Source organism: Streptomyces sp. NPDC048637, from assembly GCF_040650675.1.
Lineage (GTDB): Bacteria > Actinomycetota > Actinomycetes > Streptomycetales > Streptomycetaceae > Streptomyces.
The window spans coordinates 210,147-231,743 of the sequence record NZ_JBEZHQ010000005.1; the positions used below are offsets into that span (position 1 = coordinate 210,147).

The following is a 21,597-nucleotide window of genomic DNA, read 5'->3' on the forward strand; positions in this document are numbered from 1 at the left end:
GCGCACCGGCCGATGCCGCCGGCCCCGGCTCGGCCCGGCGCCCCGGATCCACGTCGGCCCGGCGCCCCAGGTCCACGTCGGCCGACGCACCAGGTCCACGTCGGCCGACCCACCGTGGCCGGCACATCGCGGCCGGCGCCCGGAGGCCCGGCCGGTGCCCCGGCTCCCCCGCCCGCCGGCTGTGACAGGCTGCGTACCGATGCCCGGCCTGTCCGGACGCCGGGCCGGAGAGAGCGGGAAGCACCGTCCATGAACACCTCGCACCCCGCGGGCAGGGCGGCCGTCGGTCCGGCTGTGCACCGCGCCGCCGTCGCGACCGAGACCGCCGCCTTCGTGACGGCGCTGGACGGCGCGGACCTGTCGGTCCCCGTGCCCGGCTGCCCCGAATGGACGCTCCGCGACCTGGTCCAGCACACCGGAAGTGTGCAGCGCCTGTTCTCCGTCCTGCTGCGCCGGCTCGTCCAGGAACCGCCGCGCAGCCGTGAGGTGGAGCTGCACTTGCCGACGGCGGAGGACGGCTGGGCCGACTGGCTGTCGGCGAGTGCCGCGGAGACCGCGGGCGCGTTCGCCGACACCGACCCGGATGCCCCGATGTGGGCGTGGGGCGTCGATCAGCATGCCCGGTTCTGGATGCGGCGGATGCTGTTCGAGACGCTGGTGCACCGCACGGACGCGGAACGGGCGGTCGGCCGCCACCCGGTGATCGACCCGGCCCTCGCGACGGACGGTGTGGACGAGTTCCTGACCAACCTGCCGTTCGCCACGCCCTTCGCACCCCGTGTGGCCCGGCTGCGCGGCCATGGCGAGACGCTGCGCTTCCGGTGCACCGACACGGACGGCGACTGGCTGGTCCGGCTGCGGCCCGACGGCTTCGGAGCCGAGCCGCGGACCGGGGACGCGGCAGCCGCCTCCGCCGACGCCGCCGTCCAGGGCACCGCGGCGGATCTGCTGCTGCTCCTGTACGGGCGTCTGGACCGCGGCGCGGACACGGTCGAGACCCTGGGTGACGCGGAGTTGCTGACGCACTGGTTCTCCAACTCCGCGTTCTGAGAACGGTGTTGCCGGCGCGCATGCCGCTGCGGGCCGGCAACTCCTCCAGGCGGTGCGTCCGTTCAACCCGGGCTATGTCCCGGCGCCGGACCGCAGGGCACGCAGGACGGCTCGTCCGGATACGGCTCCACGCCCGTCAGCCCGCATTCCGGACGGTCAGCTCCGTCGGCCGAGCGCCTTCGCCCGGGTGTGGGACCAGCCCGTCAGCAGCACACCCACCACGACCAGCGCCAGGTGCACGGCCAGGGTGAGCGAGAAGCCACCGTCGAGCCAGCCGAGGAATCCGGTGTCGGTGTGGTCGAAAAGCAGCCGGATCGCGCCCTGCGCGAAGAACACCATCATGATGGCGCCGGCGATCTGCAGGATGTCGTACTTCATCGGTCCCCCAAAGTCCTGTCGATAAGTCCCCTGTCCCCCAAGGGCGTTACGAACGTATCATTCTGAAAGTGGCCATCAGCGGCCTGATTACTGGGGAATTCGATTTACGTCACACAATTTAGGGTTTCGGAAAGGGAATTGTGCGTGCGGAAAAAGGGCGGGCGAGAGGGCCGTTGTGCCGGATGTGCCGCACGGCCCTCGCGCCGGCGGGGCGGGGCCGGCCGGCGCTCTACTGCTCACGCAGCTGTCAGGCCAGGGCCTACCGGCGGCGCAAGCAGACCCCGGTCCCGGCGGCCGAGCGGCCGGCGGTGGGCAAGGGCGACCCGTCGGGCAAGCGGCTGCGGATCGCCGAGGCGCTCTGGCGGATCGCCGCCGGGCGGGGGCTTCATGCGGCGAGCCTGCGGGAGGTCGCGGCCGAGGCCGGGGTGTCGCTGCGCACGGTCCAGTACCACTTCGAGAGCAAGCACCGGCTCCTGGTCGACGCGCTGCATCTGCTGCACACGGAGAACGAGCGCATCGCCCGCTCCCGAATCCGGTTCGACGCCACGGAACCCCGGGCTCTGCTGCGGGCGGTGCTGGAGGAGTTCCTGCCGGTGGACCCCCAACGGGCCACCGCACTGCGGGTGTTCGCCGCGTACTACGCCCGCAGCCTGACGGACCCGGCCCTCGCCGAGATCTTTCTGCCTGCCGAGCAGCCGCTGGAGCGGCTGGTGGCGGACCTGATCACCGCGGCGCAGGCCGACGGGCGGACCGCGCCCGGTCTCGACCCGTGTCGCGAGGCCGATCTGCTGGTCGCCGGTGCGGTGGGGCTGGGCGGTGATGTGCTCCATGACCGCCGCACGCTGGACGAGGTGCGCCGCACCCTGGACTACCACCTCGACAAGATCTTCGCCGGAGACCGGCGCACACTGCGCTGATCTCCGGCGAAGTCGAAGGCGAAGGTGAAGGCGAAGGGGCTGCCGGCCGCCCTCAGCGGGTGGCCGGCTCCGGGTAGAACTCCCGTGGCCGGCCGCGGTGGTCCTTGAGCCGGCCGAGCAGGCTCGACGGATATTCGATGAGCCAGTAGCTCGCCGCCGCCACGGGCAGCGCCGTCAGGAACACGATCAGCAGGGCCAGCGGGAAGCCCGACTGACCGGCGGGCAGCAGGCCTGCCTTGTGGAGCTGGAGCATGACCGGCTCGTGCCAGATGAAGAGGCTGTAGCTGACCAGCCCCACAGCGGTCAGCCAGCGGGCCGTCAACAGGCCCTGCCAGAAGGTCTGTTGACGCACGTGGAGAGTGCTGAAGATGAGCACCACCCACAGGGCCGAGGCGATCGGATGGTAGAAGGTGAAGGTGAAGTTCTCCGGCCCCGAGTCCAGGGAGAGCGCGAACAGTCCGGCCAGCGCGAGCCCGGCCAGCGGCAGTGCGGTGCGCGGGCCGAGACGGCCCCGGTCACCGAGGGCGGCCGTCAGCACCGCCAGCCCCATCCCGGCCGCGAAGCCGCCGAAGCGGGCCTGCGGGCCGAAGTACACCACCCAGTCGGTGTGCGGCACCCCGAACCGGTAGTGGGCGACGGCGATCCAGGCGAGCGGCGCGGCGTACAGGAACAGGCACCCGGCCGCGCACACCGTCACCCTGGTGCGGCGCCGGCGCAGCGGACGGCAGGCGCGGACCGCCAGCGGCCCGAGCGCCACCAGGACGAGGTAGAAGAGCACCTCCAGGGACAGCGACCAGGTGGGGCCCAGGGTGTAGAAGATCCGCTGCTGGTCGAAGACATGGGTGAAGGTGAGGTGCTCGGCCAGGTCCTGCCAGTTGCCCGGCAGGGTGGGATTGCGGCTCGCCCAGACGACCAGCACCGCCAGGAAGTACAGCGGCAGGATCCGGATCGCCCGCCGGAAGAGGAACAGCCGGGCCGGCCGGGTCGAGCGCCCGTCGAGGGCGGCCCGTGCGTACGACAGCGTCAGCAGATACGCGGACAGCACGAAGAACAGGTCGATGACTTCGAGGGAGAGGACAGCACCAAGGACCGGGTTGTCGACCGGCGGGTGGCCGCCCTGTGCGTCATAGCGGAAGTACTGCTGCCAGACGTGGAAGGCGACGGTGCTGAGCGCGGCGAGCCCGCGGAAGCCGTCGACGGCACTGGCCCGGCCGCGGGCCGGAGCGGCGTCCGTGCTGCTCATCGGCGGGCCACCGCCTTCGCGGCGACGGCCCGTGGGGTGACCCGCCACTGCCGGTCCCCCAACGCCTCCTTCAGATGGGCCTGTCGGGCCACCATGTTCTTGAAGTGGCTGTAGAAGAAGGTCGAGACGAACAGATAGAACCAGAACCACCGGCCACGGGCGCGGAGTTCGGGGACCGCCAGCCGCCAGGCGAACAGCGCCTGCACCGGGCCGGCCGCCATGGTGAACAGCACCGCCAGTACGCACACCGGGACCGCCCAGTCGAGCCGCTGCAGCCCGCCGGCCCGCCAGGCCGAGTACAGCAGGATGGGCAGGATCTGCAGCGTCAGCCACGGCTGCACCTCCCGCCAGCCCAACAGGACGAAGAGTCCCAGTTTCTGACGGGCTGTGAAGACCGGGGAGCGCAGGCCCCGCCACAGATGCTTGAGCGAGACCTGGAGCCAGCCCTGCGCCCAGCGGGAGCGCTGGTTCCACAGCGCCTTCAGGGTGGTGGGCGCCAGTTCACGGGAGATGAGGGTGCGGTCGACGGCGAACCGGGCGCCCTCGCCCAGGGCGCGCAGCGTCGAGTCGATGTCCTCGGTCAGCATCGAGCCGTGCATCCGGGTACGGGCGAGCAGATCCGTACGCCAGAATCCGTTCGAGCCGCCGAACACGCCGAAGCCGTACAGCCGGGTGCGGCCCGGGTGGCTGACCGCGTAGATCGCCTCGAACTCCACCGCCACCAGCTCGGCGACCCGGGAGCTCTCGCCGTTGCGGATCACGCAGTGCCCCTGGACGACGTCATGGCCGTTGGACAGCCAGTGCCAGGCGTCCCGGAATGCGGTCCGGGCCGGGTGGTGGTCGGCGTCGAAGATGCCGACGAACTCGCCGCGGACCCGGGTGACCGCGGCGTTGATGTTCTGTGCCTTGGAGGTGCTGCCCGCGACCGGCAGCAGCACCAGCCGTGGGTCCCGGGCCGCGATCTCGCGGAGGGTGTCCTCGACGGGCAGCGGATGCGGTGTGTTGTACGCCAGCAGGATCTCCAGCTCACCGGGGTAGTCGAGGCGCAGGAACGACTCGACCGTCTCGACGATGGTCGCGGCCTCGTTGGGCAGATACGCGGCGATGACGGCGCTGGCCGGCGGGTACGGCGCACCGGGTGTCTCGGGCCGGGCGGCCGCGTCCAGGGAGAAGAGGCACTCCAGGACGATCAGGAGCGCGGACAGCACCAGTCCGGCCACCACCACCCAGTACATGGCGGAGCCGAGGTCCCAGCCCAGCGCGTAGGTCTGGAGGTAGAGCACGAACGGCACCGCGACGCCGAGCAGCAGCGCCAGGACCGGGGAGAGCGCCGAGAGGGCGGGCCGGATCAGCGCGCTGAACGAGGGGCGCCGGTGGCGGTGCGGTGCGCCGTGCATCCAGGGCGCGTACCGGACCGGGCGCAGATCCCGGTGCCGGAGCGCCTCTTGTACCGCGTCCCGGGCCTGGCCGGTGGCCCGGTCGCCGTCCGTGCAGCCGGTCAGCGGCAGCCAGCCGATCGCCGGGGTGAGGCGGACGTTCTCGTCCGCGACGATGAACCGGGTACCGGCCACGGTCGCGGCGAACTTCTCCAGCCCGCGGCGGGCCGTCTCCTCGTCGACCCCGGGCAGCAGCATCAGCAGCTGGCCGTCGTCGTCCCAGCCGAGCCGGTCGCAGAAGCTGCCGAGCCGCTCCGCGACGCCCGCCAGCCGCTCGGCGACCTCGCGGCGTATGCGCTGTCCGAGCCGGGCCTCCAGGGCGGCCATCTCGGCCACGCCGACCACGGCGAGCACCCCGCCGTTCCGGGCGGCCTCGGGGCGCTGCAGTTCGCGGTCGAGCTCGTCCAGGAAGTGCGCCTGGGAGTACAGACCGGTGCGCGGGTCGCGCGGCAGGTTCTCGACCGGTACGGGGACCCGCCGGAGTTTGGCCTCGATACGGGCGGACAGCTCGACCGGGTCGGAGGCTTCCGGAATGCAGTCGTCGGCGCCGTGGCGCAGCAGGTCCGCCACTCCGGAGGGCTCCGGGCCGGCGGTGACCATGAGCAGCGGGAGCGCCCGCCCGGCGGGGACGGTGCGGACCTCGCGGATCACGTCGAGGCCGCTGTCGTCGTGGGCGCCGGGTGCGCCCCGGTCGTCGAGGGCCACGATGGCGTCGGGATGTGCCTGCGCCATCCGCCGGTCGACCTCGCCGGGCGGGGCGTGGCTGACCTGGTGGCCGGTGGCGCGCAGGGTCCGGGTGAGCCGCTCGCGGCGCGGTCCCGGTACGCCGACCACCAGGACATGCCCGCTGCTCCGGAAGTCGTCGGCAGGGGCGGTGGGGACGGAGTGTTCCACGGTGTCGAGCAGGGCCGTGGGTGAGCCCTGGGAGGTGGTGCGGTGCGAAGTGAGCACCTGGGAATGTCCTTTCGTGCAAGGAGGCATGCGAAAGCGGGCCCGGACCGCTGCATCGGTGGCAGCGGTCCGGACCTCTAGCTGAATGTCAGATGCATGACATGTGCGCGGGTCGCGGTCGCCCTTCGGGTCCGTCTCTCCGCGGTACGGACGCGGGCGCGCGGGCGCACAGCTGCTAAGGCAGGCTCCAAGCCTCGGAACGCGCAGGCGCGTTCCAGCACTGATCGCATATGTGGGGTCCCATCCTGATCGGATCGTGGGGGGAGGACCGGGTGTCAGGAGTGCCGCCGGCCGGCCCCGCACGGCGGAGCCCGTCGACCACATCAGCCTCGACGGAGACTGTGACACCACACCTGCTTCTGCGTAACGCTCTTATTACGTCCCGCCGTCCACACGGTCTCGACGCATCGCTACCGCCCGGTAAGTACCGAGGCATCGGCTATACCCACTAAGCGAGTTGATGCGTGAAATCGGACAGATAGCGCACATCCCCCACTCGCCCGCCCCCATGGCCTCGCCCGCCTTCGAGTCGAAGGGGAACTGGAGATTCGTACCTATCGACCATCTGTTAATCTGCCCGCTCCTGGATGTTCCTCCATGCCCTCTCCCCCCAAGCACCCCTCGTTCGCCGGGTGCAGCGAGGTGTCCCGTACGTGTACAGCACTCCCTTCTCCCCCGCCGAGGCCAGATCCGCGCGGGCCCGGGTGGGCCTGAGTACGGCTCAGGTCGCCCAGTCCATGACGGCGTGCGGTACGCCGGTCCGCCCCGAGCTGGTCGAAGCGTGGGAGTACGGCTCCCAGGTGCCGACCGAACCGCAGCTGTTCGTCCTGGCCGATGTCCTGTGGTGCCCGCCGACGGCGCTGATGGGCGTCGAGCCGCGGACCCTGGCCGAGCACCGGATGGCCCGCCAGCTGAGCGTGGAGCGGCTGTCGCAGCTGATCGGCATGGACCCGGCGCTGTACTGGGCGGCCGAGTCGGCACAGCAGTGGAGCGGCGACTACCGGCAGACCAAGGCGCTGGTGGAGGCGCTGGGGCTGTCGCTGCGGAAGCTGATCGGGGTGATGGGCCGGGACGACGAGCTGTCCGGGCATCTGCGGGCGGCCATCGACGGGCGCTGGAAGACGCATGTCGGGCCGGTCGCCAAGATCACCACGTTGAACAAAACGCGGGTGGGCGACGCACTGCGCACGATGCATGCGGAGTTCGCGGAGTTCTCCGAGCGCTACATGGGGCACGTGGTGGCGCGGAACGACGACTCCCGGCTCAAGGAGGTCGCGGCCGAGCGCTCGGCGTATCTGCGGCGGCTGGTCGACCACTTCTGGGAACTGATCGGGGATGCGGGCGAGGCTCCGCCGTTCAACACCGTGCCCACCTACTGACACCGGCCGGTGCGGGCACCGGCGAAAGCGGGCGGGGAGGGAACCGGATGTCCGGCTCCCTCCCCGCCCGCGGCCGTTGGCGGACTCAGCGGCCGGGTATCCCCCAGTCCGGCCCGCCCTGCGGGTGGTGCGGTCCCTGCGGGTGATGCGGCCCCTGCGGGGTGTGCGGGCCCGGGTGCGCCTGCGGGGCGTACGGGTCCGCCGGACCGTGCGCGCCGAACGGCTCGTGCGTCTCCGCCGGTTCGTCGCCCTCGATCTCGTCCCAGTCGATCTCCATCGTCTTACGGCGGGTGAAGACGTTGAAGAAGAGGTTCAGCAGGACGGCGGTCAGGCTGCCCAGTGTGATCCCGCTGTTGAGGACCGCCCGGACGTCCTCCGGCATCCGCTCGAAGAACGGCGCGACCGCGTTGGGGAGGAGGGCGGCGGCGAGGCTGACCGCGAGGATCAGGGCGTTGCGCTCCTCGCGCAGATCCACCTTGCCCAGGATTTGGATACCGACCGCGGCGACCATGCCGAACATCGCGATCGCGGCACCGCCGAGCACCGGGTGCGGAATCGCGGCCACCACACTGCCCGCCTTCGGCAGCAGCCCCATGACAATCATGAAGCCGCCGGCCGCGACCACCACGAACCGGCTCATGACCCGCGACATCCGCACCAGGCCGATGTTCTCGGCAAAGGCCACGTAGGGGAAGGAGTTGAAGACGCCGCCGAGGACAGTGGCGACACCATCGGCGCGCAGGGCGTTGGCAACGGTGGCGTTGTCGACCTTTTTACGGGTGATCTCCCCGATGGCGTAGACGTCTCCGGTGGTCTCCACCATGGTGATCAGCATGACGACGACCATGGCGATGATCGGGAACAGCTCGAACTTCGGCATTCCGTAGTGGAAGGGCGTGCTGACGCCGAACCAGTCGGCATTCTTCACCCCGCCGAAATCCACATCGCCAAGGAGCCAGGCGACCCCGGTACCGGCGACCAGGCCGAGCAGTACGGCGAGGCTGCTCAGGTACGGCTTGCCGAGCCGGACGATGAGCAGGATGAAGAGCAGGGTCCCCAGCGCGTAGGCGAGGTTCTTGGGATCGCCGTATTCGGCGTGTCCCTTCAACTGCGCACCGCCGGCCGCGTCCTGCAGCCCTTGCGGGATCAGGGTGAGGCCGATGACGGTGAGGATCGTGCCGATGACGATCGGCGGGAAGTACTTCACCAGCTTGCTGAAGAAGGGCGCGACGAGGAAGGTCGCTATGCCCGCGGTGATCACCGCGCCGTAGACGACGAGCAGACCGGCGGTGCCGCCGCCCGCGCCCAGCCCGATGGCGATCATCGGGGAGACCGCGGTGAAGGTGACGCCCTGGACCAGCGGCAGCCTGGCGCCGATCTTCCAGACGCCGAGGGCCTGGATGATCGAGGCGATACCGCAGGTCAGCAGGTCCGCGTTGATCAGATAGACGAGCTCCTCGCGGGACAGACCCAGGGCGTTCCCGAGAACGATCGGGACGATCACCGCTCCCGCGTAGAACGCGAGGACGTGCTGGAAACCGTAGAGGGTGAGTTTGCCGACGGGGAGTACCTCGTCGACGGGGTGAGCCCGCTGCTGGGAGAACTGCTCGGGATCTTGTCGGGAGACTCGTGCCATCTCTGCCTTGCCTTCGGGAGGTAGGTGAATAAGAAGGGACCGGCCCGTCGTGTCCCGGAGGACGGACGGGCCGGCTGGGTCTTACAAAGCCGACGTTCAGCGGTGTTACCGACACCACGTAGCCCTGCACTGCACTGTGCGTCCCGGGTTCCACAGGACTTCTTGCGACCAGCGCAGCAAATTCCGGCATTTCCATGGAATTTGCAGGTGGGACCAATCGGAGCGTTCACCCTAGTTGACCTGTGCCGTTTCTCGCGAGTAACCGGTCGTATTCGCTCGGATAAAGGGTGATCATGCCCCGAAATACCGTTTTGGGAAGGGGACTTTGTGTGCCGCGGCGCTACCGCGCCAACAGGCGGAGCCCGGCGCGCGGCCGTAGCATTTTGGTATGGCTGAGCGGCAGGATGCGCCCACCGCGCCGGAACTCGTCATCGAGTCCGACGGCAGCACCCAGGTGATGAGCCCCAGCCGCATCTACCACGTCGGCCGGGACCCGGACTGTGAACTCGTGCTGCACGACGCCCGGGTTTCCTGGCATCACGCGGTGCTGCGGACCAAGTCGGGCCACTGGACGGTGGAGGACGAGGACAGCACGAACGGCACGTTCGCCGACGGGCGGCGGATCCACGAGACCGGTGTCGGGCCCGGCAGTGTGATCCGGTTCGGCAACCCCGCGGACGGTCCGTGTGCGGTGCTCTCCAAGGTGTCACCACCGCCGGCACCGCCTGCCTCACCGGCACCGCCGACCCGCACCGAGCGGCCCTCCGCCGTCTCGCATCCCGCCGGCACCCATACCTTCCGTCAGCCCAGCTCCGTACGGCCGCTGCCGGCCGCCCGGACCACCCGGATCGGCCGCGCGCCCGAGAACGACCTGGTCGTCGACGACCTTTCGGTCTCCCGCCGGCACGCGGAGCTGCGCGCCGGCGCCGAGGGCTTCGAGATCGTCGACCTGGGCAGCCACAACGGCACCTACCTCAACGGCCAGCCGGTGGACCGGGCCCCGATGATCCCCGGCGATATCGTCGGCATCGGGCACTCCGCGTTCGCCCTGGTCGGCGATGAACTGCAGGAGTTCATCGACACCGGCGAGGTGTCGCTGGACGTGCAGGACCTGGCCGTACGGGTCGACAACGGCAGGAAGACGCTGATGGAGCAGGTGTCCTTCCCGGTGGGTGAGAAAACCCTGCTCGCCGTGGTCGGACCGAGCGGCGCGGGCAAGTCGACGCTGCTCAACGCGCTGACCGGACTGCGCCCCGCGGACGACGGCACGGTGCTCTACGACGGCCGTGACCTCTACCGCGACTACGCCGAGCTGCGCCAGCGCATCGGACTCGTCCCGCAGGACGACATCCTGCATCTGCAGCTGACCGTGCGCCGGGCCCTCGGCTACGCCGCGGAGCTGCGCTTCCCCGAGGACACCGCGAAGGCCGAGCGGCAGGCGCGGGTCGACGAGGTGATCCATGAACTGGGCCTCGACCAGCGGGTGAACCAGCCGATCCACAGCCTCTCGGGCGGCCAGCGCAAGCGCGTGAGCGTGGCCCTGGAGCTGCTGACCAAACCCTCGCTGCTCTTCCTTGACGAGCCGACCTCCGGTCTCGACCCCGGGATGGACCGCTCCGTGATGCATATGCTGCGCGGGCTGGCGGACGACGGCCGTACGGTCATCGTCGTCACCCACAGCGTGCTGAGCCTGGACGTCTGCGACCGGCTGCTGGTCCTGGCACCGGGCGGCACCATCGCCTACTACGGGCCGCCGGAGGAGGCGCTGGCGTACTTCGGGTTCCAGCAGTGGCCGGAGGCGTTCGAGGCCTTCGAGAACGACAAGGACCGTGACTGGGCCGGTCGGTTCCGCGCCTCGCCCGAGCACCGGCGCTATGTCGCCGCGGACTCCCATCAGCCCCCGCGCGCCCCCGAGGCCCCGGCGGGCCCGGTGGCCGCGCCGAAAGCACAGAGCTGGGGCAAACAGCTGCACACGCTGGTCCGGCGCTATGCGGCGGCGCTGACCGCCGACCGGACCTTCCTGATCATCATGGTCGCGCTGCCGTTCGTGATGGGAGCGATGGCGCACGCCCTGGCCGGGTCCGCACTCACCCAGGACTCGGCGGTCAACGCGCTGCTGATCCTGTGCGTCGGAGCGGTGCTGACCGGCGCCGCCAACGCGGTACGGGAGCTGGTCAAGGAGCGGACCATCTATCAGCGGGAGAGAGCCGTCGGCCTGTCCCGCTCGGCGTATCTGATGTCCAAGGTGCTGGTGCTGGGGCTGATCACGATCGTCCAGGCCGTGGTGCTGACCCTGGTGGCACTGATCGGCGTCAAGCTGAACGCGCCGGGAGGCAAAGGGGTGTTGCTGCCGCCACTGATCGAAATCACCCTCGCGGTGGCGCTGTTGGCGTTCACCGCCATGATGCTCGGCCTGTTCGTTTCCGCGGTGGTGCGGAAGGAAGAGGTCACCATGCCGCTGCTGGTCCTGCTCGCGATCGTTCAGGTCGTGTTCTGCGGTGCGCTGCTCAAACTGAACGGTGTGCTGGTGCTGGAGCAGCTGGCGTGGCTGGTGCCGTCCCGGTGGGGGCTCGGAGCCATGGCGGGCACCATCGATCTGCACCACATCATGCCGCAGGGGACCTCGGACCCGCTGTTCCAGCACAAACCGGGGATCTGGCTGCTGAACATGGGCATGATGATCGTGCTCTCCCTGCTTCTCGGATTCGTGGTCGTCAAGCTGCTGCGGCGGCACGAGCCCGAGATCATGCGCAAGTAGCGCCGAGGAGCCGCCTGTGACCTCGCCGGAATTCCTCCCCAGCCATGTCGTCCCCCCGGAGGGTATGGCGACCTGGTCGGCCCCGGACACCACCCGGCCCTCCGCACCGCTCGATCCGCTGCTGCCGGTCCAGATCATCGACCGCCGCGGTGACTGGGCGCTGGCGCTGTGCTCCAACGGCTGGTCGACCTGGGTGGACGGCCGGCTGCTGCTGGCCGTCCCGCGCGAACCGCCGGCCGCCGCGCAGGGCGCCGCCCGGACCGCGGACCCCCGTCCGCTGCTGGGCGCCGCGGAGGGCGAACTGAGCCGCTACCGGAAGCTGATCGAGGAGCTGGCCACCGGGCAGCTGGACGGCGAATCCTTCACCCGGCGCACCCGGGGCACCCGGCTGGGAGTCGTCGTGGACGGCGATGCGGTCTGGCTCTACGACGCCCGGCACGAGCGGTGGTGCTACTGCGACGGGGTGTCGCTGCAGACGTACGCGGTGACGGCGGGGCCGTCGTCGCGGTCCGGGGAGCGGCAAGGGTCCGGGGTGGGCGCGGAGGCACGGGACGAGCCGGCTCCCGCGGCGGCTCCGCCGGCCCCCTCGGGCGCCGGAGCACCCGGACCGGCACCGGACCCCGGGGCGCCGGGCCCCCCGGACGGGCCGTCGGCACCGCCACCGGACCCCGGCCAGACCCGCGCCCTCCACCCTGGTGAGCCGCCGCCCCCACCGCCGAACCCCGTGGGTGAGATCCGGTGAACGGCGAGCCCGGCCGGTCTCAGGAGCGCTCCACCGCTCCCGACTCCTCCGGGCTGCGCGGGCGGCAGATCGCCGAGTATCTACTCCAGGACGAGATCGGCCGGGGCGGGATGGCGGTGGTCTACCGCGCCGAGGACCTGCGGCTCGGCCGCACGGTGGCGCTGAAGCTGCTGGCACCCGAACTCGCCCGGAACGACACCTTCCGCCAGCGCTTCGCCCATGAGTCGCGGGTCGCCGCGGCGATCGACCACCCGCATATCGTCCCGGTCTTCGAGGCCGGGGAGACCGAAGGCGTGCTCTACATCGCGATGCGCTACGTCCAGGGGCGGGATCTGCGGGCGCTGCTGGACCGCGACGGGCCGCTGTCGCTGGAGACCACCTGCCGGATCGCCCTCCAGGTGGCCTCCGCACTGGACGCCGCCCATGCGCACGACCTCGTGCACCGGGACGTCAAACCGGGCAACATCCTGATCGCCGAGGGCACCGACAGCGACCGCCCCGAGCATGCCTATCTCACCGACTTCGGGCTGACGAAGAAGTCCCTGTCGCTGACCGGGTTCACCAGTGTCGGCCAGTTCGTCGGCACGCTGGACTATGTGGCGCCCGAGCAGATCTCCGGCCGGCCGGTGGACGGCCGCTGCGATGTCTACAGCCTGGCCTGCGTCCTGTTCGAGATGCTGACGGGGGCGCCGCCGTTCCGCCGTGATGACGACATGGCGCTGCTGTGGGCGCATCAGTACGATCCGCCGCCGGCCATGACGGAACTGCGGCCGGATCTGCCGGAGGCCGTCGACGCGGTGTTCGCCCAGTCCCTGGCCAAGGCGCCCGACAACCGCTACGAGACCTGCCGGGGGTTTGTGGCGGCACTGCGCGCCGCCGGACGGGCCACGGTCCCCCCGGCGCCGGCCGGCACCCCCCAGGCGCATCCCATGACGCAGGTCGACGCCCAGCCGGACCAGGGCGGCCGGCGCAGCGCGGCGCCCCCGCCCCCGCCGCGCTGGGCGACCCCGATGTTCCCGGGCCGCGCGGGGTAGGGCGCACCGGCCGTCACGGCTCGGGTGCCCCGCGCGGCTCCCGTACCTCACCCGGATGCCGTACGCCCCGCGCCAGCAGGCTGCCGAGGAAGCCGGTGACCAGGCCCCAGACGAGGCCCACCCCCACCAGCCGGAGCAGCTGGGGTTCCAGGGTGACCTCGCCGCCCAGGTCACCGCCGAGGTCACCGACGCCGACGACGGAGAGCCCGTAATGGGCGGAGATCCGGGTGAGCAGTCCGACGACGAACAGGGTGAGCGCCAGCGCCACGGCCATCTCGACGGCGTGCCGCCAGGCCGGCAGCCGGGCCGGGGAGCGGACCGCCGCGGTGAAGGCGGCGGCGAGCAGCACCACGGCCGCCACCGCCACCAGCAGCCAGGCCCGGCGGTCGTGCTCGGCGAGCGAGCCGAGGTCGAGGGTCCGCTCTCCATGGGTGCGGAGCACCTGGTCGAGAAGGTGCGGCAGGGGCAGGCCCAGGGCCTTGTCGATATGTCCCACCCAGGCGCCGCCGGTGCCGATGCCCAGCGCCATCCAGGCCAGGTTCGGCAGGCCGAGGAAGATGACGGCGAGGGTCTCGGCCGGACGGTCGTTGGTGATGAGCTCGACAACGCCGGCGACCAGCCCGATCACGACATAGGCCAGCAGGGTCAGCAGCATCGCGAACGCGGGTGGCCGTACGGAGCCCTGGAAGTGCAGCAGCCGGGGCGAGAGCGGGGCCCGGCGGGAGATGAGGAAGGTCAGCGCGAGCACCGCCAGCACCCACAGCAGCCCGGCACCGAGCGTCGCGGGCACATCGGCGCGGAAGCCGATGGTGGGTGTGGTGCCCAGCTCGGTGCCCAGTTGATCGGCGAGGTCGTTGCCCACGGAGATCTTGAAGCTGTGCCGGGCGACGAGCGTGATCAGCAGCAGAAGCACCAGCCAGCACACCGCCGTGCGGGCGATCCGGCCGAGCAGCTCCCGGGTGCCGGCCACCGCCCGGTGGCGCAGCGGCAGCAGGAAGACGGCGGCGAGCACCAGCGCTCCGGCGAGTGTGACCGACAGCGGTACGACGTCCAGCGCGGCATCGGCCTCCGCGATCACCCCGGCGTCCCCGGACAGACCCACCGAGCCGCCGGCCGCGACGAGCACGGTGGCCGCGACCACGGACGGGAACGCCCCGCCGGGGAGGTCCGCCGCGCCCGCCGCCCACAGGCCGAGGGCGGCGACCACGATCATGGTGACGAGGCCCGCCACGGCCGCGCCGAGGGCCTGGGCCCAGGCCCGGACGGCGGGCGGTGCGCCACGAGGATGTACCGGGCCAGGGGAACCGGCTGACGCGGGGCCTCGCATCTGGCTCAACCTCTCTTCTGCCGGTCGCGGGACCGCGATACCCACGGTCCGCCTGGGACGACGCCTGCGCCGGCGGGCGACGGAAGGTGCTTTCCCCTGCCGCAGAACACGCATTTCCGTGCATCTACCGCAGGGACGGCATGCACGCACCACCGTAAGCACCGTCGTGCCGCCCCGCTTGCGGACGGCGCCACTCCCGGGCACACAATGTCCTTGACATAGACAAACACGGGCAAAATTCGCATCGCCGGATGGCCCACACGCGTCGGAAGAGGCACCCGTGACATCTCCACCGCCGCCTGACAGCCACCCGACAGGGCCGCCGTCGGGCCCGCTCTCCGGTACGCCGTCCAGCCCCGGCCACGAGCCGACACAGGTGGGCTCGTGGCCGGGCCAGGCACAGCCGGAGGAGCCCACCGCGCCCGGCTACCGTCCTCCCCCGGGCGGGCCCGGTAAGGGCGGCGGAGGGGGCGGCGGAGGCGGCGGCGGTGGCGGCGGCGGCCGCGCCGGCGGAGGTGCCGGAGCCGGCGGGCCCTGGTGGCGGTCCGCGCCGCGGGTCGCGATCATCGCGACCGCCGTGGTCGTGGCCGTGATCCTCATCGTCGTACTCACCCGTCCGGGGGGCGGCACCAGCGAGGTGTTCGCCGAACCGGCCGCCTCGACCGGCCCCGACCCGGTCACCAAGTCGTCGGCGAACGAGTCCTCCCCGACCCCGTCGGCCACACCCAGGCCGCCGTCCGGCGGCGGGAACAGCAAGTTCTCGGGCGGGACACCCGGTCTCTACGGCGGCACCGAGAGCAGCGCGAGCTGTGATGTCGAGAAGCAGATCACCTATCTGACGGAGGCCCCCGCGAAGAACCAGGCGTTCGCCGGCGTCCTGGGCAAGAAGCCGGGCGACGTGCCGTCCTATCTGCGGTCGCTGACGCCCGTTCAGCTGACCTATGACACCCGGGTCACCAACCACGGCTTCAAGGACGGCAAGGCCACCACCTTCCAGTCGGTCCTGCAGGCCGGCACCGCCGTCATGGTCGACTCGTACGGCGTGCCACGGGTGCGCTGCAAGTGCGGTAACCCGCTGACGCCGCCGACGGCACTCAAGGGAGAGGTGAAGACGGTCGGCACCAAGTGGCCCGGATACCAGTCCTCGAACGCGGTCGTCGTCACCCCCACGAAGTCCAAGATCAAGGAATTCACCCTGCGCGATCCGAAGACGGGCAAGTGGTTCAAGCGTCCCGAGGGCACCACCGGCGGCGAGGACCGCCCGACGGCCCCGCCGGCCGAGACCCCCAGCGGACCCACCTCGTCCCAGCCCCCGCCGGGCCAGTCGCCACCGTCCGGCGAGACCAGCCCCGGGTCCACCGAACAGCCCACCGGCACCGGCACCGCTCCGTCGGAGACCGGCGGAACGGGGTCCCCCGGCAGCCCGACCGACAAGCCCTCCGGCGATGGGGGCACCACGGACGGTGGCACCTCGCCGGACGGCGGGACGACCGGCTCGACCACCACCGGGAGCACCAACGGCGAGACCACCACGGGGAGCGCCACCGGCGACAACACCACCGGAAACACCACCACCGGGAGCACGACCAACGGGGACACCGGCGGTCAGTCGACCCAGGGCGGGGCCTCGGGCGGCGACACACCGCCGTCCACCTGACACCGGGGCGCTCCCGGAAGAGAGACGAAGCGGCGGGCGGCCGGAAGGCCGTCCGCCGCCGCTTTTTCACGCCCCGATATCGAACTGTGTCCTATTCCTCAGATGCACGGGACAACCACTTCAGCGGACAAGCCCTCTGATTATGCGGCGGGTGCAATGGCGGCCCTTGAAGGTCACCCCCTGACGGGCCGGGCTCCGCCACTGCCAGTTGTTCTGCTTTGGAGGGACCCTCGTGCACGCCGGACCACGCCGCCACCCTGCCCGGTTGATACCCGCCCTCACCGCGGCGGCCGCGCTGCTGACCGCGTGCGGGGGAGGTGCCGATGCGTCAAAGGCCGACCAGCCGGCGGCCAAGGTGACCGTCACTCCGGCCGCCGGGGACGCCCCGGCCAAGCTGGGCTCGGAGATATCCGTACGGGCCAAGGGCGGCAAGCTCACCTCGGTCGAGGTCGAGAACGACAAGGGCGGCAAGGTCTCCGGACGGCTCTCCGGTGACGGCGCGTCATGGAACTCGGACGGCAAGGTCATGCCGGAGACCACGTACACCGTGCGGACGAAGGCCAAGTCCGACGGGGGCAAGGAGTCCTCGGCCACCTCGAAGTTCACCACGGAGAAGGCCGGCAAGGTCAACAAGCTCACCAACACCCCGTCCGGCGGGGCGACCGTGGGCACCGGAATGCCGGTCTCGATCCTCTTCGACAACCCGATATCCAAGGACCGGCAGGCCGACATCGAGAGGGCGCTGAAGGTCACCACCCAGCCGAAGGTCGAGGGCTCCTGGGGCTGGGTCAAGGACTACTCCGGCAAGGACCGCATCGACTGGCGGCCCAAGGACTACTGGCCGTCCGGCACCAAGGTCTCCGTGAAGGGCGCGCTGTCCGGTATCAACTCCGGTGACGGCGGCTGGTTCGCCCGCGACTACAACTTCGGCTTCACCATCGGCGCCGACCACAAGGCCGTCATCGACGTCCCCTCGCACACCCTGACGATGTACGAGAACGGCAAGAGCGTCGGCAGCATCCGCGGCTCCGCGGGCTCCCCCGAGGACCCGACCCGCGGTGGGGTGCACACCGTACGCAGCAAGAACGCGGCCGAGACGATGGACTCCTCCACCATCGGCCACGGCGACGAGTGGAGCCTGGACTCCAAGTGGGTCACCCACCTCACCGCGTCCGGGACCTTTCTGCACTCCGCCCCGTGGAACAAGTCGATCGGCGTGGACAACAACAGCCACGGCTGCTTCGGCATGACGACCTCGGACGCCAAGAAGATCTACGACTTCCTGACGATCGGCTCCACTGTCGAGGTCAAGGGCACCAGCAACACCAACAAGACCGATGTCGGCAACGGCCTGGAGGTCTGGCAGGAGAGCTGGCAGCAGTGGCAGCAGCGCAGCGCACTGCAGCACTGACCTGGGCGCCCCTCCGCGAGGCCCGCGGCTGCGGGTGACGGGCAGCAACGAGAACAGCGAACGCCGCCACCCGGCCATCCGGGGGGCGGCGTTCGGCGTTTCGGCGTTCGGCGTTTCGGCGTTCGGCGTTCGGTGTCCGGGACGATCCGGTCCGGCCGGGTGTCCGCCCGGCCGGCGAGCGGCGCCGTGCGCCCGTGGCACGGCGCCCCGTCAGCGGATCTCGCTCGCCGTACGGCGGTAGGTGGAACGCCGGTCGTCGATCTCGGCCCAGCGGTCGCCGTAGACGTTCTCGATGATGGCTGGCTCCCGCAGGAAGTCGTGCGGGAAGCCCAGCGAGACCGCGCTGGTCCGGTCGAGCCGGGCCAGCGCGTCGGCGTCCAGCGTGATGTCGACGGCGCCGAGATTGTCGAGGAGCTGGCTCTCCTTGGTGGCGGCGATGATCGGGATGATGTTGCCGGGCCGGCTGCGCAGCCACGCCAGGGCCACCTGCGCGGGGCTCCAGCCGCCCTGCTCGGCGATCTCCAGCACCGCGGTGACGGTCTCCTCCTCGCGGTGATCCCCCGTGGCGCTGCCGTCCACACCGTCCAGCCGGCCCTTCTCGCCGCGGCGGTACTTGCCGGTGAGCTTGCCGGCCGCGAGCGGCGCCCAGGCCAGCACGGCCAGATCGAAGGCGCGGGCCTGCGGGAGCAGTTCGCGCTCCGGTGTCCGCTCCAGCAGGTTGTAGCGCAGCTGCGAGCCCGCGAAGGCGGTCCAGCCGCGCAGCTCGGCAAGCGTGTTGGCCTGCGCGATCTCCCAGGCGGGCCAGTCGGACACACCGACGTAGAGCACCTTTCCCGACCGCACCACGTCATCCAGCGCCCGCATGACCTCCTCCACGGGTGTGAAGTTGTCCCGTGCGTGCACCCACAGCACATCGAGGTGGTCGGTGCGCAGCCGGTCCAGGCTCGCCTCCACCGAACGGACCAGGTTCTTGCGGTGGTTGCCCGCCGCGTTCACCTCGCCCTTGCGGGTCGCGCAGGTGTACTTGCTCGCCAGGACGAAGCGGTCCCGGCGGCCGTCGAGCAGCTCACCGAGGATCCGCTCGGAGCTGCCCTCGGTGTAGTTGTTGGCGGTGTCGATGAAGTTGCCGCCCGCGTCCGCGTAAGCGTTCAGGATCCGGCCGCTGGTGTCCTTGGCGGCGCCCCAGCCCCAGTCCTCGCCGATGGTCATGGCGCCCAGGCTCAGCTCGCTCACCCGCAGACCGGTTCTGCCGAACAGTGTGTAGCGCACGATGTTCCCTTCGTTCAGCAACTGCTGTAGGTCGTGCGCCCACGCTAGGAGTTGGAGCGCACTCCACGGCAAGCGACGGCGCCGGTCCGGGCCGCGGCGGTGCCCGGGTTGGCCGGTGCACCTGGTGCGTCCTGCCCGCCGGGCCGGTCAGCTCGTACCGGCTGCGACTACGGCTTGCCTACTGACCGCGCGGGGCCGGCCGGGGGCAGCGCAACGGGGCGCCCGCCGTGCGACGGACGCCCCGTGCTCCGTCGGCGAACCGGCGGAAAGAGCGTGGTGGAAAGGGCGTCGTGGGCCGCTCAGCCCGTGATGATCGCCGGGTCGCTCACACCCGCCTCGCCGGTCTCCACATGGCCGGCGAACCGGCGCAGGAAGGTGCTGTCCGTGTCGGAGGTGACCGACAGGTCGTACCAGCGCTTGCTGGCGCGCAGGTCGATGAACTTCTTGACGGTGGCGCCCGCACGGACCGGGTAGGTCTCGCCGGCGCCGCCGTAGGCCTGGGTGACGGTGAGATGGCAGTCGGTGCGGCCGGGGTTGGTCAGGGTGAGCTCAACGCGGCCGGCGGTCGCGTCATGGCGGGCGGTCACCTCGGGCCCGGTCTTCTTGCCGTCGCCCTTGAAGGTGCGCAGGAAGCCGTTCGGGCCGTGGACCGTCAGGTCGTAGACGTCCTTGGAGTAGGAGGTGTTCCAGGTGTCGGAGATCTTCTTGCCGGCCTCCGTGGTGTACGACCAGGGGCCGTCGGTGCGGTTGCCCGCGGTGACGGTGAAGCAGGCGCCGGCCTTGTCACCGCTCTTGAAGGTGAGGGTGAAGCGGCCGGTGGAGGGGGTCGCGGACCCGTCGACGAGCGGTGCGTACGGCAGCGGGCGGGCGGGGCGGGAGCCCGGCTCCTGCTTGGGCAGCACGGGGTTGGCGGGCGGCTTCGCCACCAGGCCCTTGTGACGCTCCTTGTCCGGCGGCTGGTAGCCGTCGGTGGCGGGGAGCGAGGCCGGCTTGGTGTCCTCCAGGCCGAAGTCGAAGGCGGAGGTCAGATCGCCGCAGATGGCGCGCCGCCAGGGCGAGATGTTCGGCTCGTGCGCGCCGAACCGGCGCTCCATGAACCGGATGATGGAGGTGTGGTCGAAGACCTCGGAGCAGACGTAGCCGCCGGTGCTCCAGGGGGAGACGACGATCATCGGGACACGCTGGCCGAGGCCGTAGGGGCCGGCCGCGAATTTGGCATCGCCGGAGAAGTGGTCGAGCGTGGTGTCCACGGTCGACTTGCCCCGGTCGGCGGAGCCCGGCGGGAAGGGCGGGGCGACGTGGTCGAAGTAGCCGTCGTTCTCGTCGTAGGTGATGAACAGGGCGGTCTTGCTCCACACCTCGGGGTTGGAGGTGAGCGCGTCCAGTACCTGCGAGATGTACCAGGCGCCGTAGTTCGCAGGCCAGTTGGGGTGCTCGGAGAAGGCCTCGGGGGCGGCGATCCAGGAGACCTGGGGGAGCTTGTCGGCCTTCACATCGGCCTTGAGCAGGTCGAAGTAGCCGTCGCCCTGCTTGGCGTTGGTGCCGGTGCGGGCCTTGTCGTAGAGCGGGTCGCCGGGCTTGGCGTTGCGGTACTGGTTGAAGAAGAGCAGCGAGTTGTCGCCGTAGTTGCCGCGGTAGGCGTCCTCGATCCAGCCCCACTTGCCGTCCGCGTCCAGGCCGTCACCGATGTCCTGGTACATCTTCCAGGAGATCCCGGCCTTCTCCAGCCGCTCCGGATACGTCGTCCAGCTGTACCCCAGCTCCGCGTTGTCGAGGACCGGGCCGCCACCCGAGCCGTCGTTGCCGACGTGGCCCGAGTACATGTAGTAGCGGTTGGGGTCGGTGGCACCCATGAACGAGCAGTGGTACGAGTCGCAGACGGTGAACGCATCGGCGAGCGCGTAGTGGAACGGGATGTCCTTGCGCGTCAGGTGGGCCATCGTCCCGGCCGTCTTGGCGGGGATCCAGTTGTCGTACTTGCCGTTGTTCCAGGCCTTGTGGCCGCCCGCCCACTCGTGGTCGAGGCCCTCGATGAACTGCATGCCGAGGTCCTCGGCGTCCGGGTGGTACGGCAGCACCTCTTTGTCGCCGTCCGGCTGGTGCCAGACGGACTTACCGCTCTCAAGGGTGACCGGGCGCGGGTCACCGAAGCCGCGGACGCCCTTCATCGAGCCGAAGTAGTGGTCGAAGGAACGATTCTCCTGCATCAGGACGACGATGTGCTCGATGTCGTTGATGGATCCGGAGCGCCGCTTGGCGGGGATGGCTGCGGCACGGGCGATGCTGCTCGACAGGGCCGAGGCGCCCGCGGTGGCGCCGGCGATCTGAAGGAAACGCCGCCGATTCAATTCAGGCATGGGCTGGGGAACCTCTTCGGGGGTGGGGGAGTTGGCGAAATGAAGGGTACTG

The 21,597-nt window shown here is 70.7% G+C and carries 15 protein-coding genes; 8 read left to right on the forward strand and 7 right to left on the reverse strand.

Features of this window, described 5'->3' with window-relative positions; all coding sequences use genetic code 11:
- Window positions 1–249 precede the first annotated feature (249 nt).
- Window positions 250–1,050, forward strand: a complete 801-nt coding sequence (locus tag AB0C46_RS10200; RefSeq protein WP_362827243.1) for a maleylpyruvate isomerase family mycothiol-dependent enzyme — start codon at window positions 250–252, stop codon at window positions 1,048–1,050.
- Window positions 1,051–1,206: 156 nt separating this feature from the next.
- Here AB0C46_RS10200 and AB0C46_RS10205 read toward each other — a convergent pair whose 3' ends face one another.
- On the reverse strand, window positions 1,207–1,428 hold the full coding sequence (locus tag AB0C46_RS10205; RefSeq protein ID WP_362827244.1) for a hypothetical protein: 222 nt from the start codon (window positions 1,426–1,428) through the stop codon (window positions 1,207–1,209).
- A 182-nt stretch (window positions 1,429–1,610) separates the two neighbouring features.
- Here AB0C46_RS10205 and AB0C46_RS10210 point away from each other — a divergent pair, with 182 nt between their 5' ends.
- Window positions 1,611–2,345 (forward strand): TetR/AcrR family transcriptional regulator, encoded by a 735-nt coding sequence (locus AB0C46_RS10210; RefSeq protein WP_362827246.1) that lies wholly within the window; start codon window positions 1,611–1,613, stop codon window positions 2,343–2,345.
- A gap of 52 nt (window positions 2,346–2,397) precedes the next feature.
- Here AB0C46_RS10210 and AB0C46_RS10215 read toward each other — a convergent pair whose 3' ends face one another.
- Window positions 2,398–3,588: an acyltransferase gene (locus AB0C46_RS10215; RefSeq protein ID WP_362827247.1), complete on the reverse strand. Its 1,191-nt coding sequence runs from the start codon at window positions 3,586–3,588 to the stop codon at window positions 2,398–2,400.
- Complete coding sequence (locus AB0C46_RS10220) at window positions 3,585–5,975, reverse strand: glycosyltransferase (protein ID WP_362827249.1); 2,391 nt, start codon at window positions 5,973–5,975, stop codon at window positions 3,585–3,587. Before AB0C46_RS10220 ends, AB0C46_RS10215 begins: the two co-directional genes overlap by 4 nt.
- Window positions 5,976–6,628: 653 nt before the next feature.
- Between AB0C46_RS10220 and AB0C46_RS10225 the strand changes: the two genes are divergently transcribed.
- Window positions 6,629–7,354 (forward strand): transcriptional regulator, encoded by a 726-nt coding sequence (locus AB0C46_RS10225; RefSeq protein ID WP_362827251.1) that lies wholly within the window; start codon window positions 6,629–6,631, stop codon window positions 7,352–7,354.
- Window positions 7,355–7,439: 85 nt separating this feature from the next.
- On the opposite strand, the gene AB0C46_RS10230 is transcribed toward AB0C46_RS10225, so the two are convergent.
- Entirely contained in the window at window positions 7,440–8,990 is a 1,551-nt protein-coding gene (locus tag AB0C46_RS10230; RefSeq protein ID WP_362827252.1) for a nucleobase:cation symporter-2 family protein, read from the reverse strand.
- Between the two features lie 388 nt (window positions 8,991–9,378).
- Between AB0C46_RS10230 and AB0C46_RS10235 the strand changes: the two genes are divergently transcribed.
- From AB0C46_RS10235 to AB0C46_RS10245, 3 genes are read left to right on the forward strand one after another with little or no spacing between them, the layout of a single operon-like run.
- The gene (locus AB0C46_RS10235; RefSeq protein WP_362827254.1) at window positions 9,379–11,748 is read left to right on the forward strand and encodes an FHA domain-containing protein; all 2,370 of its coding nucleotides are present in this window, start codon (window positions 9,379–9,381) and stop codon (window positions 11,746–11,748) included.
- A gap of 16 nt (window positions 11,749–11,764) precedes the next feature.
- Entirely contained in the window at window positions 11,765–12,490 is a 726-nt protein-coding gene (locus tag AB0C46_RS10240) for a hypothetical protein (RefSeq protein WP_362827255.1), read from the forward strand.
- Window positions 12,487–13,524 carry a serine/threonine-protein kinase gene (locus tag AB0C46_RS10245; RefSeq protein WP_362827257.1) on the forward strand — a complete coding sequence of 346 codons (1,038 nt, stop codon included), beginning with the start codon at window positions 12,487–12,489 and terminating at the stop codon, window positions 13,522–13,524. Before AB0C46_RS10240 ends, AB0C46_RS10245 begins: the two co-directional genes overlap by 4 nt.
- Window positions 13,525–13,537: 13 nt before the next feature.
- Here AB0C46_RS10245 and AB0C46_RS10250 read toward each other — a convergent pair whose 3' ends face one another.
- Window positions 13,538–14,860 (reverse strand): streptophobe family protein, encoded by a 1,323-nt coding sequence (locus tag AB0C46_RS10250; protein WP_362827259.1) that lies wholly within the window; start codon window positions 14,858–14,860, stop codon window positions 13,538–13,540.
- A gap of 271 nt (window positions 14,861–15,131) precedes the next feature.
- Between AB0C46_RS10250 and AB0C46_RS10255 the strand changes: the two genes are divergently transcribed.
- Complete coding sequence (locus tag AB0C46_RS10255) at window positions 15,132–16,508, forward strand: DUF6777 domain-containing protein (RefSeq protein ID WP_362827261.1); 1,377 nt, start codon at window positions 15,132–15,134, stop codon at window positions 16,506–16,508.
- 265 nt (window positions 16,509–16,773) lie between these two features.
- Window positions 16,774–17,919 carry an Ig-like domain-containing protein gene (locus AB0C46_RS10260; RefSeq protein WP_362827263.1) on the forward strand — a complete coding sequence of 382 codons (1,146 nt, stop codon included), beginning with the start codon at window positions 16,774–16,776 and terminating at the stop codon, window positions 17,917–17,919.
- A 210-nt stretch (window positions 17,920–18,129) separates the two neighbouring features.
- Here AB0C46_RS10260 and AB0C46_RS10265 read toward each other — a convergent pair whose 3' ends face one another.
- Together AB0C46_RS10265 and AB0C46_RS10270 are read right to left on the reverse strand one after the other, a co-directional pair.
- Entirely contained in the window at window positions 18,130–19,188 is a 1,059-nt protein-coding gene (locus AB0C46_RS10265; protein WP_362827264.1) for an aldo/keto reductase, read from the reverse strand.
- A gap of 299 nt (window positions 19,189–19,487) precedes the next feature.
- Window positions 19,488–21,545, reverse strand: coding sequence for a phosphocholine-specific phospholipase C (locus tag AB0C46_RS10270; protein ID WP_362827266.1), 2,058 nt, complete (start codon window positions 21,543–21,545; stop codon window positions 19,488–19,490).
- Window positions 21,546–21,597 lie beyond the last annotated feature (52 nt).